Origin of the sequence: Ruoffia sp. FAM 26255 (assembly GCF_045528525.1) — a bacterium.
Lineage (GTDB): Bacteria > Bacillota > Bacilli > Lactobacillales > Aerococcaceae > Ruoffia > Ruoffia tabacinasalis.
In genome coordinates, this window is record NZ_JBGQQX010000024.1 from 18,316 (window position 1) to 33,099 (window position 14,784).

12 protein-coding genes and 1 pseudogene are annotated in these 14,784 nt (G+C 37.2%); 2 read left to right on the forward strand and 11 right to left on the reverse strand.

Annotation, left to right across the window (positions count from 1 at the left end; all coding sequences use genetic code 11):
* Positions 1 to 132 precede the first annotated feature (132 nt).
* From arcC to pfkB, 7 genes are all read right to left on the reverse strand, one after another.
* The gene (arcC, locus tag ACEN31_RS06185) at positions 133 to 1,074 is read right to left on the reverse strand and encodes a carbamate kinase (protein ID WP_138405037.1); all 942 of its coding nucleotides are present in this window, start codon (positions 1,072 to 1,074) and stop codon (positions 133 to 135) included.
* Between the two features lie 120 nt (positions 1,075 to 1,194).
* Complete coding sequence (locus ACEN31_RS06190; protein WP_138405038.1) at positions 1,195 to 1,938, reverse strand: LytTR family transcriptional regulator DNA-binding domain-containing protein; 744 nt, start codon at positions 1,936 to 1,938, stop codon at positions 1,195 to 1,197.
* A complete protein-coding gene (locus tag ACEN31_RS06195; RefSeq protein WP_407108952.1) occupies positions 1,919 to 3,628 on the reverse strand; it encodes a LytS/YhcK type 5TM receptor domain-containing protein in 1,710 nt (569 codons plus the stop codon). Before ACEN31_RS06195 ends, ACEN31_RS06190 begins: the two co-directional genes overlap by 20 nt.
* Positions 3,629 to 3,895: 267 nt before the next feature.
* Entirely contained in the window at positions 3,896 to 4,885 is a 990-nt protein-coding gene (lacD, locus tag ACEN31_RS06200) for a tagatose-bisphosphate aldolase (protein WP_407089688.1), read from the reverse strand.
* 28 nt (positions 4,886 to 4,913) lie between these two features.
* Complete coding sequence (locus ACEN31_RS06205; protein ID WP_407095079.1) at positions 4,914 to 5,357, reverse strand: PTS sugar transporter subunit IIA; 444 nt, start codon at positions 5,355 to 5,357, stop codon at positions 4,914 to 4,916.
* A 12-nt stretch (positions 5,358 to 5,369) separates the two neighbouring features.
* Positions 5,370 to 6,773 (reverse strand): PTS fructose transporter subunit IIC, encoded by a 1,404-nt coding sequence (locus ACEN31_RS06210; RefSeq protein ID WP_407089689.1) that lies wholly within the window; start codon positions 6,771 to 6,773, stop codon positions 5,370 to 5,372.
* Positions 6,774 to 6,776: 3 nt separating this feature from the next.
* A complete protein-coding gene (pfkB, locus tag ACEN31_RS06215) occupies positions 6,777 to 7,706 on the reverse strand; it encodes a 1-phosphofructokinase (RefSeq protein WP_407089690.1) in 930 nt (309 codons plus the stop codon).
* A gap of 106 nt (positions 7,707 to 7,812) precedes the next feature.
* Here pfkB and ACEN31_RS06220 point away from each other — a divergent pair, with 106 nt between their 5' ends.
* Positions 7,813 to 8,577: a MurR/RpiR family transcriptional regulator gene (locus ACEN31_RS06220; RefSeq protein WP_407089691.1), complete on the forward strand. Its 765-nt coding sequence runs from the start codon at positions 7,813 to 7,815 to the stop codon at positions 8,575 to 8,577.
* A 190-nt stretch (positions 8,578 to 8,767) separates the two neighbouring features.
* On the opposite strand, the pseudogene ACEN31_RS06225 reads toward ACEN31_RS06220, so the two are convergent.
* Positions 8,768 to 9,664, reverse strand: a pseudogene (locus ACEN31_RS06225) (NAD(P)-dependent oxidoreductase); the annotation flags it as partial.
* A 171-nt stretch (positions 9,665 to 9,835) separates the two neighbouring features.
* On the opposite strand from ACEN31_RS06225, the gene ACEN31_RS06230 reads away from it, so the two are divergent.
* The gene (locus ACEN31_RS06230) at positions 9,836 to 10,864 is read left to right on the forward strand and encodes an aldose epimerase family protein (RefSeq protein WP_407089692.1); all 1,029 of its coding nucleotides are present in this window, start codon (positions 9,836 to 9,838) and stop codon (positions 10,862 to 10,864) included.
* Between the two features lie 46 nt (positions 10,865 to 10,910).
* On the opposite strand, the gene galE is transcribed toward ACEN31_RS06230, so the two are convergent.
* Genes galE through ACEN31_RS06245 form a run of 3 tightly spaced genes read right to left on the reverse strand, consistent with a single transcriptional unit; the run spans position 10,911 to position 14,618 of the window.
* Entirely contained in the window at positions 10,911 to 11,900 is a 990-nt protein-coding gene (gene galE / locus ACEN31_RS06235; RefSeq protein ID WP_407089693.1) for a UDP-glucose 4-epimerase GalE, read from the reverse strand.
* A 13-nt stretch (positions 11,901 to 11,913) separates the two neighbouring features.
* Positions 11,914 to 13,416, reverse strand: a complete 1,503-nt coding sequence (gene galT / locus ACEN31_RS06240; RefSeq protein WP_407089694.1) for a UDP-glucose--hexose-1-phosphate uridylyltransferase — start codon at positions 13,414 to 13,416, stop codon at positions 11,914 to 11,916.
* Between the two features lie 26 nt (positions 13,417 to 13,442).
* Positions 13,443 to 14,618, reverse strand: a complete 1,176-nt coding sequence (locus tag ACEN31_RS06245) for a galactokinase (RefSeq protein WP_407089695.1) — start codon at positions 14,616 to 14,618, stop codon at positions 13,443 to 13,445.
* Positions 14,619 to 14,784 lie beyond the last annotated feature (166 nt).

The window sequence follows — 14,784 nt, forward strand, 5'->3', positions numbered from 1 at the left end:
AAATGCACATCTCGGTAGGTGAAGCGTTTACAATGTCTCTCCAACAAATCTCAAATATCTATAAAAGGTTGAAAAAGACCGACCCACGATGATTTTGCCTCTTGAATTCTCGTGACTCGACCTTTATTTTAGTTAGCTTGCTGTTATTACCGTTACAGAACCGTCTCCGAAAATCGCTTCGATGTTTTCTAGCGACGTGATGACTACGGTACTTTCAGGACGATTTTCTACTAATGAAATGGCTGCTTCCACTTTTGGTAACATACTACCTGAGGCGAATTGGTCTTGATTGATCCACTCTTTTAGCTGGTCAGCAGTCACTTCTTCTAATTTTTCTTGGTTAGCTTTGTTGTAATTAACGTAGACATTATCTACCCCTGTAAGGATGAATAAGTAGTCTGCTCCGACTAACTCAGCCAGTTTAGCTGAAGCAAAATCCTTATCAATGACTGCTTCCAATCCTCTGTACCCATGCTCGACCTCTTTGACTGGGATCCCGCCGCCTCCAGCTGTGATCGTGATGAAGTCATTTTCAATGAGTTTCTCGATGGCTGGGTATTCAACAATTGTTATAGGTTTTGGAGATGGGACGACTTTTCGGTAGCCACGTCCCGCATCCTCTACATAAATGTCTCCAGTCTCCGCAGTTAATTTATTTGCGTCTTCTTTGGAATAGAAAGGGCCGACCGGTTTAGTTGGGTTAGCGAAGGCTGGGTCGCTTTCGTCAACGACAACTTGAGTGACAACTGAAGCCACGTGTTTATTAATGCCTGTTTCAGCTAAGGCTTCATTCAAAGCTTTTTGGAGCCAATACCCGATGCTTCCTTGAGTCATCGCCACAAGGGTATCTAAAGGTAGGGCTGGATTCTCTTTTGAATCAGCGGCTGCCTGTTGTAATGCTAAGTTCCCTACTTGTGGGCCATTTCCATGACTGATAATTAATTGATGACCTTCCTTGATAAGTTCGATAAGTCGCTTACTTGTATAACGTAAAGCTTCGATTTGTCCTTTTGCTGATGGATCATCCGTAAGGATTGCATTCCCACCTAAGGCTACAACAATTCTTTTACCCATAACTACCTCCGATTAATTTGTAATAAAATACTTTAACACCGACTAGTATATCATTCTCAGCCGTTACGCCATAGTATTATGAATTCTTAATTTCGGATTGTGAGCAAATACAGCCCCTCTTTAGGACAAACCAAAAACAGCTTTGAACGCTTGCATATATGACCGGCTCACAATGACTTTTGACCCATTATTCATCGTGACTTGATAATTTCGGTTGAACCAAGGCTGGATTTCTTCAACTTCATTCAAGTTAATAATATAGGCTCGATGAACTTGCATGAAGTTTTCCTCAGGTAACTTTTCCTTCATTGCTTTGAGTGACTCGCGCATCCGATACTCTTTATCATGCGTTTGGATAATGACTTCGCCTTCATCGGTCGTCACCACATAAACATCATTCATTGCTACCATGACAATTCGATCCTCATCTTCAATCGGTAAATAGCGTTTATCACGCGAAAATGCGTCAGATTTTTTATCCGGTACATTCTGAACAGACCGGTGACTCATTCGGGCTTCTATTTTCCCCATGACTTTTTGTAGTCGTTCCAAATCAAATGGCTTTAAGATATAATCCGTCGCATCCAGCTCGAATGCCCTCACCGCAAAGTCATCATGAGCCGTCGCAAAGACGACAAATGGCGGTTCCTTCATCTGAGTCACAGTTTCCATTAACTCCATGCCAGATTCATTTTGCAAATGCATGTCTAGAAAAATCACATCAATGGCTTCTTTTAAGAGCATTTGTTGGGCATCCTTAATGTGACTCGCTTCAAAATAGTCATTCCCCGACTTTATTTCTGTCAGTAAATAACTCAATTCTTGACGAGCCAATTGCTCATCGTCAACTAAAAGAATTTTCATGATTCATCTTCTCCTTCTCTGAAAGATATGGTATTAAAGCACTCACTTTGGTTCCGTCAGACGACGATTCAATCTGGAGCTCACTTTTCGTACCATAGATACCTACTAAACGTCTATTTAAATTCTCCAACGCCGTGCCAGTCCCCTCTGCCGATTCCACAACCTCTTTCCCTAACTTTTCAATGATAGATTCTGGAATTCCATACCCATTGTCTTCAACGGAGAATATTAGGTTTTCACCTTGGGGCTTTAATGCGATATGGATCTTGTTGTCCGTTTCCCGCTCTTTAAAGGCATGATGAATCGCATTCTCAACTAACACTTGCATTAGAAAAGATGGAATTAATACGTGATGCAACGTTTCGGATATATCAAAACTGATTTCAAACTTATCTGGAAAGCGTGCTTCTTCAATTTCTAAATACGCTCTGACTTGTTCCAGTTCATTCGTCACTTGTACTAAAGTTTGGCGGTTTCCAGTTAAATTCGCACGAAAATACTGACTTAATTTAATTAATAATCGCCTCGCCTTATCAGGATCAAAGCGCATCACCGCACTAATCGTATTAATCGTATTAAAGAAGAAATGTGGATTCACTTGCCCTTGTAAAGTGCGTAGCTCCGCTTGTTTCAGCAAATGTTTTTGCGAGTCAACTTTTCCTAATTGAATTTGGGTTGAAAAGATTTCTGATAGTCCTTCAGCCCACTTCTGTTCAACCTCAGTTAATTGGTCGTCATCTGTAAAGTAGTATTTTAAAGTGCCAACAATATCATTTCCGTCATTTAAAGGCAGCACTATCGCCCCTTCCAAAGGACAAGTCTCACAGTGGCAACCAATCTCCGCTCGCGTATGCGCCACCAACATCTCACCCTCCGTAATCGCTTGTCGCGATAAATCCGTCACCAAGTCTGAGCCAACTCGGTGATGGTCACTTCCTGCCCCAGTAAAAGCAAGAATATCTTTCCGGTTCGTAATACTCACCGCTGACACCTTCATCGTCTTATGAATCAACTCAGCTGCTTTCTGCGCATTCTCAGGATTCAAACCACTCCCAAATAAAGGTAGAGTCTCCTTCGTCAATTGCAAGACATCTTGCGTTTGAATGGCTCTCAACCCTTCTTCGTGGCGAATCGTATTCAATATAATTGATAGGAAAATACTCATCCCAACACTATTAACGAGCATCATTGGAAACATAATCACTTGCACTAAATTTGCTCCCATCGCGCGGTTCGAACTTAGAAAGTAAATACATGCCATTTGAACCAGCTCCAAAAGTACCGCCACACCTGCACCCTGAAACGGAGTTAAGTAGGTTTGCTTTTTAATCGAGGCATGACCAAAGGCTCCACCAATGCTTCCGATTAATATAGAAGATATTAGGTAAATATGCGGGTCCGTCCCACCTTGAAAATATCGGAAGATCCCCGACAAGACCCCGACCATCGTTCCTACTAAAGGCCCGCCAACAATTCCACTCACACCAATACTCAACACCCGCGTGTTCGCAATCACAACCTCATCCGTTAATTGACCGAATAAGGGATAGAAAGATAGCTGGTCAAAAGAAATCAACACCCCAGTAATATTAGACAGAATAGCAAATGCTGAAAAAATTAAACTAAGACCGATCACCGATTTCGTTTGGCTTCGATTTAATAACATGTGTTTTAAATAATCATTGTTCATAAGAATATAAGCTAACAAAATAACAATTGCAGCTCGCTCAAATAAAACTAACGCTAGCACCGTATATCAACTCCTTGACTCAATATAAATAAATTATATCACATTAAAAATGCTAGCGAGAGATAGGTTGTTTGTGATTTCTATGAGGCGTAAAAAAGCCATGAGCAACGAAGCTCATAGCTGAATATGGTGATGTTATTTGAATAGTGCGGTTTTTACTTCATGTAAATCTCTTGTATTGTGTATGTAATATATACAATCATTCGATTATTTCACTAATACTTTATCTTTCCATGAAACTGCATGTTGATTCAACACTTGATTTAATTCTTCAATATTATTTTTTCCTGTCGTTTGTAACCAAGTATTGGTCTCTGTATATTCTGAATCTGTTTCTGCCGCAAAAATATCAGTGGATTCTTTCCAAGTTGCACGGCCACACAGTACTCCATTAAAGGTAGACTCTGATTCACCTGCTAATTTTATCGTTTCTTGGAATAACTGCGCAGAAACACCGGCACTTAAGAAAATAAATGGTAGATGTGTTTTTTCAGATTGTTCTTTAAATAAACGCTTTGCTTCTTCTTTAGAATATAAGATTTCATCATCATTACCATACCCTTCAACATAATTCATGTTAACCGGTACTTCAACTTTTAAAACATCTACTTTATAACGAGGATCCGAGAATAATTCCATGGCACTATTTACCTTATGAGGTTTTACTTCTGCATATTCCCTACTTTTTACATCTTGGATTTTTGTATCATATGTTAATATCTCTAAAAAGTATGGAATGTTTTCTGCATCGCATTCTGATCCTACACGTTCAACAAAGGCATGTTTAATATCATTTATTTCTTTACTAGCATCAATATCATAATATAATAAAATTTTTACAGCATCTGCGCCAGCTTCTTTTATTCTTAATGCTGACCAATTGTCTAATAAGTCCGGATATCTCTCTTCAGATGAGGCATCATATCCTGTTTCTTCATAAGCGAGAATTAAACCTGCATTCTTATCACGTACCTCTGTTGCAGGCAATCCATATTCAGGATCTAATAGAATTGATGATGAAAAAGGTGTCAAATTTTTTGATATCATCTTTTTAAACTCTTCAATTGTTGAATCATCTTCGCTACCTAGCATCTTCTTCAATGATCCTCGTTGATCAATAGCAAGTGCTGAAATCACTGAATTTTCATTTGACAATGCGACTAATTTATCATATTTTTCTTCGCTAATATTTAACATACTTCTCTCCTTAACAACTTAAAAAGTTTTAATTAATATTATTTAAAAGTACTTCTTTTATTTTATCGACAGAATCAGATTTTTTTAATTTTTCTTTTGCATCTGATTTCATTAACATCTTAGCAATTTGTGATAATAAATTTAAATGACCTGAACCTTTTTCATTTTCAGGAATAAACATACCTATAATAAAGTCTATATCTTCACCATCCATTGATTCCCAACTAATCCCATGGTCATTTTTAATTACTATTACACTCACATTATTTATGTTTTCAGATTTAGCATGTGGAATAGCAAAACCATCCATCATCCCTGTTGTTCCTTGATTTTCTCTATTATTTAATTCATCAAATACTGCTTTTTTAGAATCACTTATATTAAACTCTTCACAAGTTTCAGCTAAAAACTCGAATACTTGACCTTTCGTTTCAAATTTTTTATTTAAAAATATTAGTTCTTCTTTTATCAAATTATTCACTCCTTAATTGCTAATAATTCGTTTATTATAATCTCTTTTTTTAATTAATCCTAACATTACTCCCCCAACTACTGATCCTATTAGTATGGCAAATACCCATTGCACACCATGTGTTACTACAGGAAGTACTAAAAATCCACCATGTGGAGCGGGAACTTGAACTTGAAATAAGTAGGTGATAATTGCAGCTACAGATGAACCTAGCATAATAGAAGGTAAATTTAATAACGGATTACTTGCAGCAAATGGAATTGCACCTTCAGTTATGTGTGTTGACCCTAAAATCAAATTAACATAACCCGCATTTCTTTCCTCTTTAGAATAGTATTTACCGAATAAGAGCACAGCAACAGTTGTCATCAATGGAGGGGCTATACATGCTGCTGATACTCCGGCCATAAAAGTATAGTTTCCTTGACCTAAAAGTAAAGTTCCTGTTACATATGCAGCTTTATTTACAGGTCCTCCCATATCAAACCCTGACATACAACCAACAATTAATCCTAGTAGTAACGGATTTGATCCTTCTACACTTGCCAGGAAACTCATCATTCCTTCATTAACACTAGCAATTGGTCCTCCTGTTGAAAACACTATAATACCTATCAAGAATACACCTAAAACTGGATATAAAAATATAGCTTTAAGTCCATCTAAAGATTTAGGCAATTTTTCGAATAGTTTAGCTAACAAAATTATTATTAGTCCACCTAAGAAACCTGAAAGAATTCCTCCTAAGAATCCTGACCCTGTTTCATTAGCTATCAACCCGCCAACAAAACCAACTACTAAACCTGGTCTTTTGGCAATACTCTCAGCAATATATGCAGAAAATACTGGTACCATTAGTCCCATAGACAAGCCACCGATTTGATTTAAAGTAGCTGCAAATGCATTATATTGCTCACTATTAGGATCAGCAGAATAAATCCCCCAAAGAAATGAAACTGCGGTCAAAACTCCTCCCCCTACTACAAATGGTAGCATATGAGAAACACCATTCATTAGGTGTTTATAAATTTTTCTTCCTAAAGTTTCGTCATTTTCAGTATTTTCATCAGTATCAGACTTATAATTGTCACCTTTAAGAATCTTACCTTCTCCACTTAATGCCTTTTCAATTAAATTATCAGCTTCTTTTATTCCTTTACCAACTGATACAGATATTACTCTCTTTCCTGCAAATCTTTCAGCTTGAACATCTTTATCTGATGCAATTATTACCACATCGGCTTCTTTAATCTCTGAGGGCGTTAATTCATTTTCTATTCCAACTTGTCCATGTGTTTCTACTTTTATAGGTACTCCCCTTTTTTTAGCGGCCTGCTCCAAAGCTTCTTGTGCCATATATGTATGCGCTATCCCTGTTGGACATCCTGTAGCAGCAATTATTTTGTATTTTTCCATTTTTTATTCCTCCACTATTTTTTCGATTTTTATCTGCTTTAATAATTCCGGTACGTCTATAAAATCTGTTAACCCTGGTGAAAATGCTGTTGAGCTACCTGCTGCTACTGCAAATGCTAGTGCATCTTCTACTAACTCTCCATTTAATCTTTTTGCTACAAAACTCCCTAATAAAGTATCTCCCGAGCATGCTGTATTTACAACATTCCCTTGAGGTGCATTCACTTTAAATGCTGAATTATCATTAACATACATTGCTCCATCAGATCCTAAGGACAATAAGACACTCTTAGCTCCTTTCTTTATCAAGTCTTTACACACAGCTAGCATACTTTCCGTTGAATTCACTTTCGTTTTCGTCCAAATTTGTAATTCCTCAATATTAGGTTTTAACATAAGAGGTTCAAATTCTAATAAATCCATTACAATTTCATAACTAGTATCCAGTATGAATTGTACTTTATTTTCACTTAAAATTTTTATAATATCTATTAAAAATTTTGGTTCAATCCCACGAGGAAGACTTCCACTTATTATTAACATATCACTATTTTTAAGATTTTTTATAATATCTAATAATTTATTTTTTTGTTGATAATTTATATTCGGCCCTTTGTTTACGAGTTTAAATTCATCTTTTTTCGAGAGTACCCTAGTAAACACATTTATTCTTGTGTTTCCGTCAACTGACACAAAATTTGTTCCTATATTTTTCTTATTTAACTCATTTATGATATAATCGCCTGTAAACCCTCCCACATACCCTAAAGCAGTGGTGTCAATATTAAGTTGTTTCATAATAAAAGAAACATTAATACCTTTTCCATTCGGTTGTAATTCATCATAATTTGACCTATTTACTGAATCATACTCTACTTTGTTTGTTTCAATAAAAAGATCAATCGCTGCATTCATTGTCAATGTGTAAATCACAGTATCCCTCCGTTCATATATATTATAACTAAATTCTAAATGAAAATGTTTTCAGAGCCTGTGTTTCAAACGAAAACATTTACAATATTTTGAAAGGAAGTATTTAATGACCACAAATAAATTAACGCCGTCCGAAGAGTTCGTTTGGCAATATATCAATGATAATGTTACCAAGATTCCAGCGATGAGCATTGTTCAATTAAGTGAAAAATCAAATGTATCAACTGCGACTATTGTTAGAACTATGAAAAAAATGGGTTTTGAAGGCTATACATCATTTAGACATACTTTAAAAAGTTCTACAAATTCAAATGAAGAATGGAATTTCGAACTTATTGATGTTGCTGATCAAAATATTCGCCGTGCGATAGAAAAGAATGAACAAGAAACACTGCTAACTATAAAGCAAGTTGATAGTACTACAATAGAGGATGCTGTCCAAAAAATAAGTTCTTCTAGAAAAGTAATTATTTTTGCCAGAGGCTTATCGACTTATGTTGCAGAAGAAATGATGTTAAAATTTCTTGTTCTCAATAAATATTGTGAAACATACTCAGATCCAAATATCATCAGAATCAAAAGTAGGAATATTCATGAAGATGATGTAGTGATTTTTATCTCCCTAAGTGGCGAGACCGAAGAGTTGGTTGAGGCTAGTGACAATTGTTTGAGAAACGAAACAACAACTATAACTATTACGACCTCTAAACATAGCTCTTTAGCGAAAAACTCCACTTTATTATTTCTAGGATTTAAGGCTTCTGACTCCTTTATCCCTGAATTTGAAGTCAAATCAAGACTCCCTTTATCTATTCTAACTAGGATTATTTCGGACGCTTATGCCGTGAGGATTAATGATGATTTCAATTAAATATTATAAATAACTCGTAAAAAATATTTAGGTTTTTTACGAGTTATTTTCTGTTATATTAAGTTAAATTTTTTAAAAACTTTAATAATCTCATTTTCGTTATTATTCGAGACTTCCAAAACAGAATTATCCAAGTTTTAAAATAGATTATAAAATAACCAGTATCAATCCAAAAATCGCTAACTTTGGCTCATTCATTTAATTCTCCGTCCCACCATAACTTCACAATAGCTTGAGTTCCTTCATCTGAATGCCCTGCCTCAGCAAGTTGCGTGTATAATTTATGCGCTAATTCAGTCATCGGTAACTCCAGTTCCATTTTCTTAGATTCATCTAAAGCAATCTTTAAATCTTTCACAAAATGCTTCACAAAAAAGCCAGGTGAGTAGTCATCTTGAATAATTCGCGGCCCATAATTTGCTAAGGAGCGGTTACTCGCTGCTCCAGATCCAATTGTTTCGACCACTTTATCTAACGATAGATTCGCTTTTTTAGCATAGGTCATCATCTCAGCCAAGCCTAACATCGTTCCAGCAACCATAATTTGGTTGACTGCTTTGGCATGTTGGCCGGAGCCATGCTCACCAAAATGAGTCACATTGGCTGCGAATGTATCAATAACCGGACGCGCTTTCTCTAGATCAATTGCATTCCCTCCAACTAAAACAGCCAGACGCCCTTCACGAGCGCCAATATCCCCACCTGTTACAGGCGCATCCAATACGCTAACATTCAATTCTTTCGCTTTGTCTGCCAATTGTATCGCTAACGACGGTGTACTTGTTGTCATATCAATAAACAAGCTGCCTGAATGAGCTCCCGTAAACAAGCCTTTATTCCCATAATACACTTCTTCAATGTCTTGTGGATAGCCAACAATCGTAATGACAATGTCTGTTGCTTCTGCTACTTCTTTAGGTGTATCCAACCACGTTGCACCTTTGTCGACTAAGTTCTTGGCTTTTGATTTTGTTCGATTGTATACAAATAATTCATGCCCTGCTTCAAGAATGTGCCCTGCCATACTTTGTCCCATGACACCTAAACCGATAAATCCAACTCTCATGTTATGCCTCCTTGTGATGTATAAAGCGTTCTGAGATTATTATAACATTGGGGGTGAAGAAAGATAAATTATAGGTATTACTGATCTCTAAGTTCTGATAAGTATCAATGTATATTTTATAACTTCTTCTTGTATTTGTTGATTAAATAAGCTAAATTTGATACATCACAATAATGGAGGCGCTTACTGAATATGGATTATACTATTAAAAAATATGGATCATGCAACGGCAAAGAGTATGATTTAATTCAAATTACAAACAATGATGTTATTATTACTTTCACCAATCTAGGAGCTCGAATCAACCAATGGAAGATTGGCTCAGATAACTTAATACTGGGTTTTGATAACCCTCAAGAAGCCGAAAAAGGAAAAGGCTATTATTACGGAGCAACAATCGGCCGAATTGCGGGAAGAATAAGCAAGGGACAATTTTCAATTGATGGAAACGACTATCAACTCCCTCTAAATGAGGGTGATAACCACTTACACGGTGGACCTAATGGCTTTGATTTGAGGTATTGGGAATACGACATTATACAAACAAACTCAGAAATTTGTATTACATTCTCCTTGACTGATCAAGATGGTGAGAATGGATTCCCCGGCACATTAGAAGCTCAAGTTATCCATACTTATACGGTCGATAATGAATGGAAAATCACTTATAAAGCTACTTCGGATGCAGACACACTATTCAACCCGACCAATCATGTCTACTTTAACTTAAATGGAACACATACAGTGCCTATTCTTAATCACCAACTAAAGATCGAAGCGGATAAGTATGTACCCGTTAAAGCAGAAGGAACACCCGTTGGTGAATTATCAAGCGTAGAGGGTACAGCTTTTGACGTACGTGAAGGTAAACAGATTGGAGATCAGTTCAAATTAAATGACGCTCAAGTTGAGTTGAAAAATGGATTTGACCACCCTTTTGTTATACAAGCAGATGCTTCAGATACTCCTATTGTCTTATCGGTCCCTGTCTTGAATCGTTCCATCGAAGTATCTACAGACTGTGAATCAGTTGTCGTTTACACACATAGTGTCGTAGATCCTCCAATGGGAATTTGGGGTGAGGAACTACATCAATACGCTGGAGTTACACTTGAGACTCAGACTATCCCTGATGCGGTTAATCACGATGCCTTTGGGAATGATATCTTACGAAAAGGAACACAGTTCGAAAGTGCAACAACATATAAATTAGTTTATTAACTCAAAAAAACCTTGTAGCTAGTGTAGCCACAAGGTTTTTGATATTTTAATTAGCATACCCCTCAGGATTAGCTTCATGCCAGTTCCAAGCAGTCTGAATAATACCCTCAATCGTTTCATAGGCCGGTTTCCATCCTAATATCTCACGCGCTTTTTCGCTCGCGGCTACTAATTTTGCTGGATCTCCAGCTCGTCGTTCACCGATTTTTACTGGGATTTCTTTCCCCGTTACTTTACGTGACGCTTCAACAATTTCTTTCACGGAATACCCCGTACTACTACCTAAGTTAAATATCTGACTTTCAGTGTTCGTATTTAAATACTCTAGAGCCAGAATATGTGCGTCAATCAAGTCTTCAACGTGTACATAATCTCGGATACATGTTCCGTCCGGCGTATCATAATCATCACCAAAGATCGTCATTGCATCACGTTGACCTAAAGCCGTTTGTAGTACAATAGGGATTAAATGCGTTTCTGGATCATGATCTTCACCAATTCCACCCGTACTCAATGCGCCAGCGACATTAAAGTAACGCAATGATACAAACTTAATCGCGTGTGCTAAATCACACCACTTAATCATGTTCTCCATCATTAACTTGCTTTCACCATACGGACTCGTTGGAGCTTTCAGCTCATCTTCCGTGATTAAAGGCGCTTGGACATCCCCATACACTGCAGCAGTTGAGGAGAAGATAATTTTCTTCACATCATTCTCTTGCATGACTTCAAGTAGTACTTCCATACCAACAACGTTATTGTTAAAGTATTTCAACGGTTTCTCAACCGATTCCCCCACTAATGAGCTGGCCGCGAAATGAAAAACAGCCTCGATCTGTTCATCTTGTACAATTTGATTCAACATCGTCTTGTCTCTAATATCACCCAAATAAAAAGTAGCCGCTTCATCTACCGCACCGCGGTGACCCGTCACTAAATTATCTAAGACGCTAACGTTGTAGTCTTTTTTTATCAGCTTATTAACAGCATGTGAGCCAATATAGCCGGCTCCACCTATAACTAATACATTCATCTATTCACACCCTTTACACTTGATTCAATGCATCGATAAAGCGAATAAACCCTGCTCTACCTTCATCTGTCTGTTTAAATACACCAGCATCTTCCAAGACGCGAGCGAATTTTAATGACATATTCTCTTCAATCACTGATTGGATTGACTCTTCAGTAATTGCTTCCGTATTGCTTGCCATCTCCACAGCCCATTCTTGATGAACAGGTGTCACTTCTTCTATAGTTCCTTTTCCTAATAGATACGCTTTAACCGTCTCTAATTCAGTCACTAATCTTGGTGGCAATACCGCTAAGCCCATCACTTCAATGAGACCGATATTTTCTTTCTTAATATGATGCACATCTTGATGCGGATGGAAGATTCCATCCGGATAGTCTTCACTCGCTCGGTTGTTACGCAGAACTAAGTCCATCTCAAACTTACCATCTTTAAACCGAGCAATTGGCGTAATGGTATTATGACGCTCTTCATCGGTATAAGCGATAATATCTAGGTCTTTATCTGAATATGCCATCCACTGATCTAAGATAAACGTTGATACTTCAACTAAATCTTCTGCTTTATTACTTCTTAAACGAATCACAGACATCGGCCAATAAACTAATTCAGCTTCAACCTGATCAAATTTATTTAATTGTACCGTCTTAAAGCCTTTAGCTTTTTCCATCGGAAATACGTGACGCCCACCTTGATAGTGGTCATGTGCTAGGATTGACCCACCTACACGTGGTAAATCAGCATTTGAACCCACAAAGTAATGTGGTAATACTTTCACAATTTCTAAGATATTATTAAAACATTTACGGTCAACCGCCATTGGCATATGGGTTTCATTTAAAAAAATTGAATGCTCGTTATAGTAAACATACGGTGAATATTGGAAACCATACGTTTCTTCAGGTAAGTCAATACGAATAATCCGGTGGTTTTGACGCGCAGCATGATTCGCGTGCCCTTCATACCCTTCGTTCTCCATACAAAGCACACACTTAGGATAGTCCACACTTTCTTGAGTTAATGCTTTCGCGATTTCCTTTGGATCTTTTTCGGGTTTTGACAAATTGATTGTCACTTCCAAATCCCCATACTCACTTTGTCCAGTAAAGATAATATTTTTCGCAATATTACGTGTTTTAATATAATCATTTTGTTGTGATAATTCGTAAAAATAGTCCGTCGCTTGTTCTGGATTCGCTTGATATTTGTCCCAAAACTTCTGATTCACGCTCGATGGGGGTGGTGTTATTAAATCCATGATTCTCGCTTCCAGCATCTCAGTCTCTGATTGCGTCACATCAATAATTCGCTCATCTTTTGCATATTGTACTAACATGTCCATGTACTCCAACAAGCTAACGTCCGCTTGAGCCACTTCAGGTAAACCTGCTTCTTTAAGATTTAAAATAGCCAGCAAGCGATTGACAGTATAATGACGGTCTAACGCATCCAGTACTTTTAATTGAACCGCTTTGTCTGTGAACTGATGAATTGTTTTTTGAATGTTTAAACTCACAAAATTCCTCCTATCAATAGTCTGCTTTATAATTTCTTCGCGCCGTCGCCAATTTTAGCGATATAAAAACTCGCATCATAACCGATTTGGTCTTTGTATCGTTGTCCTATTTGATTAATTGCTTCTTCCACTGCTTCTTTGTTTACTAAAGCAATAGCACAACCACCCATACCAGCCCCCGTCATGCGTGCACCAAGAACGCCTTTTTGATCCCAAGCTGCTTCAACTAAAGCATCTAATTCAGCACCAGTCACTTCATAATCTTCTCGAAGACTAATATGTGATTGATTCAACAGCTGGCCAAACTCTTCAAGTTGATTTGCTTTCAATAATTCAACTGCTTCTTGTGTTCGAGTATTTTCGTATACTGCATGTCGAGAACGCTTTAAATAAGTCTCATTACTAAGCAGTCCAGTATTAGCATCAAATGCTTCGTTCGATAAATCGCCTAAAGTCTGAATATTTAATTCTGTTTGAAGCTCCTCTAGCGCTGCCTCACACTCAGAACGTCTTTGGTTATACTTAGAATCAGCCAACTCGCGGCGTTTATTTGTATTCATAATCAAGATGACGTTATCACCAAATTCTGCCGGCACTAACGTATAGTCAAGCGTATTTACATCTAGATAGATGGCATGATCATTTTGACCCATTCCAATGGCGAATTGATCCATTATACCCGTGTTTAAACCAATAAAATCATTCTCAACTCTTTGCCCAATTTTCACTAAATCTAATCGCTCTAAGTCTAAATTAAACTCTGATTCTAATATGACTCCGATTAATAATTCTAAAGATGCAGATGACGAAAGCCCCGCTCCGTTAGGGATATCTCCGTAAATGAGTAAGTCAAATCCTTTGTCCACTGTATGTCCTGCTTCTCGAACATACTTAATCATTCCTTTAACATAATTCGTCCAATTATCTTGCTTATCAAAGATCAACTCTTGGTCTAAATCAAACGAAATAACACCCAATTCATCAAAGTTATCTGATATACAATTGACCGTCATATCATCACGCAACCTCACTAGCCCCATTGTTCCCTGTGTAATTGCGCAAGGAAGTACGTGACCTCCATTGTAATCAACATGTTCCCCGATGAGGTTTACACGTCCTGGTGAGAAGTATTGGGATGTTGAGGAGCTTTGAAATACCTCTTTAAACCGTGCTTCTAAATTATTTATCATTTTTTCTTTCATAACATACCTCCGTAATAAAATGACATCATTTTTTTATTTCTTGAATTGTAAAATTAAGCTAGAAAAATAAATAAACCATTTGTGGTACACTCAAAATAAATTTCCAACCACGAAAATTAGGAGAGTGACCACAAATGGCCTACACACATCTTACCATGAAAGAACT

Coding starts and splice junctions, on each gene's coding strand:
- ACEN31_RS06195 (WP_407108952.1), bottom strand. CDS start 3,628: ATGAACAATGATTATTTAAAACACATGTTATTAAATCGAAGCCAAACG.
- galE (WP_407089693.1), bottom strand. CDS start 11,900: ATGAATGTATTAGTTATAGGTGGAGCCGGCTATATTGGCTCACATGCT.
- ACEN31_RS06210 (WP_407089689.1), bottom strand. CDS start 6,773: ATGGAAAAATACAAAATAATTGCTGCTACAGGATGTCCAACAGGGATA.
- ACEN31_RS06190 (WP_138405038.1), bottom strand. CDS start 1,938: ATGAAAATTCTTTTAGTTGACGATGAGCAATTGGCTCGTCAAGAATTG.
- ACEN31_RS06230 (WP_407089692.1), top strand. CDS start 9,836: ATGGATTATACTATTAAAAAATATGGATCATGCAACGGCAAAGAGTAT.
- arcC (WP_138405037.1), bottom strand. CDS start 1,074: ATGGGTAAAAGAATTGTTGTAGCCTTAGGTGGGAATGCAATCCTTACG.
- ACEN31_RS06245 (WP_407089695.1), bottom strand. CDS start 14,618: ATGAAAGAAAAAATGATAAATAATTTAGAAGCACGGTTTAAAGAGGTA.
- ACEN31_RS06220 (WP_407089691.1), top strand. CDS start 7,813: ATGACCACAAATAAATTAACGCCGTCCGAAGAGTTCGTTTGGCAATAT.
- lacD (WP_407089688.1), bottom strand. CDS start 4,885: ATGTTAAATATTAGCGAAGAAAAATATGATAAATTAGTCGCATTGTCA.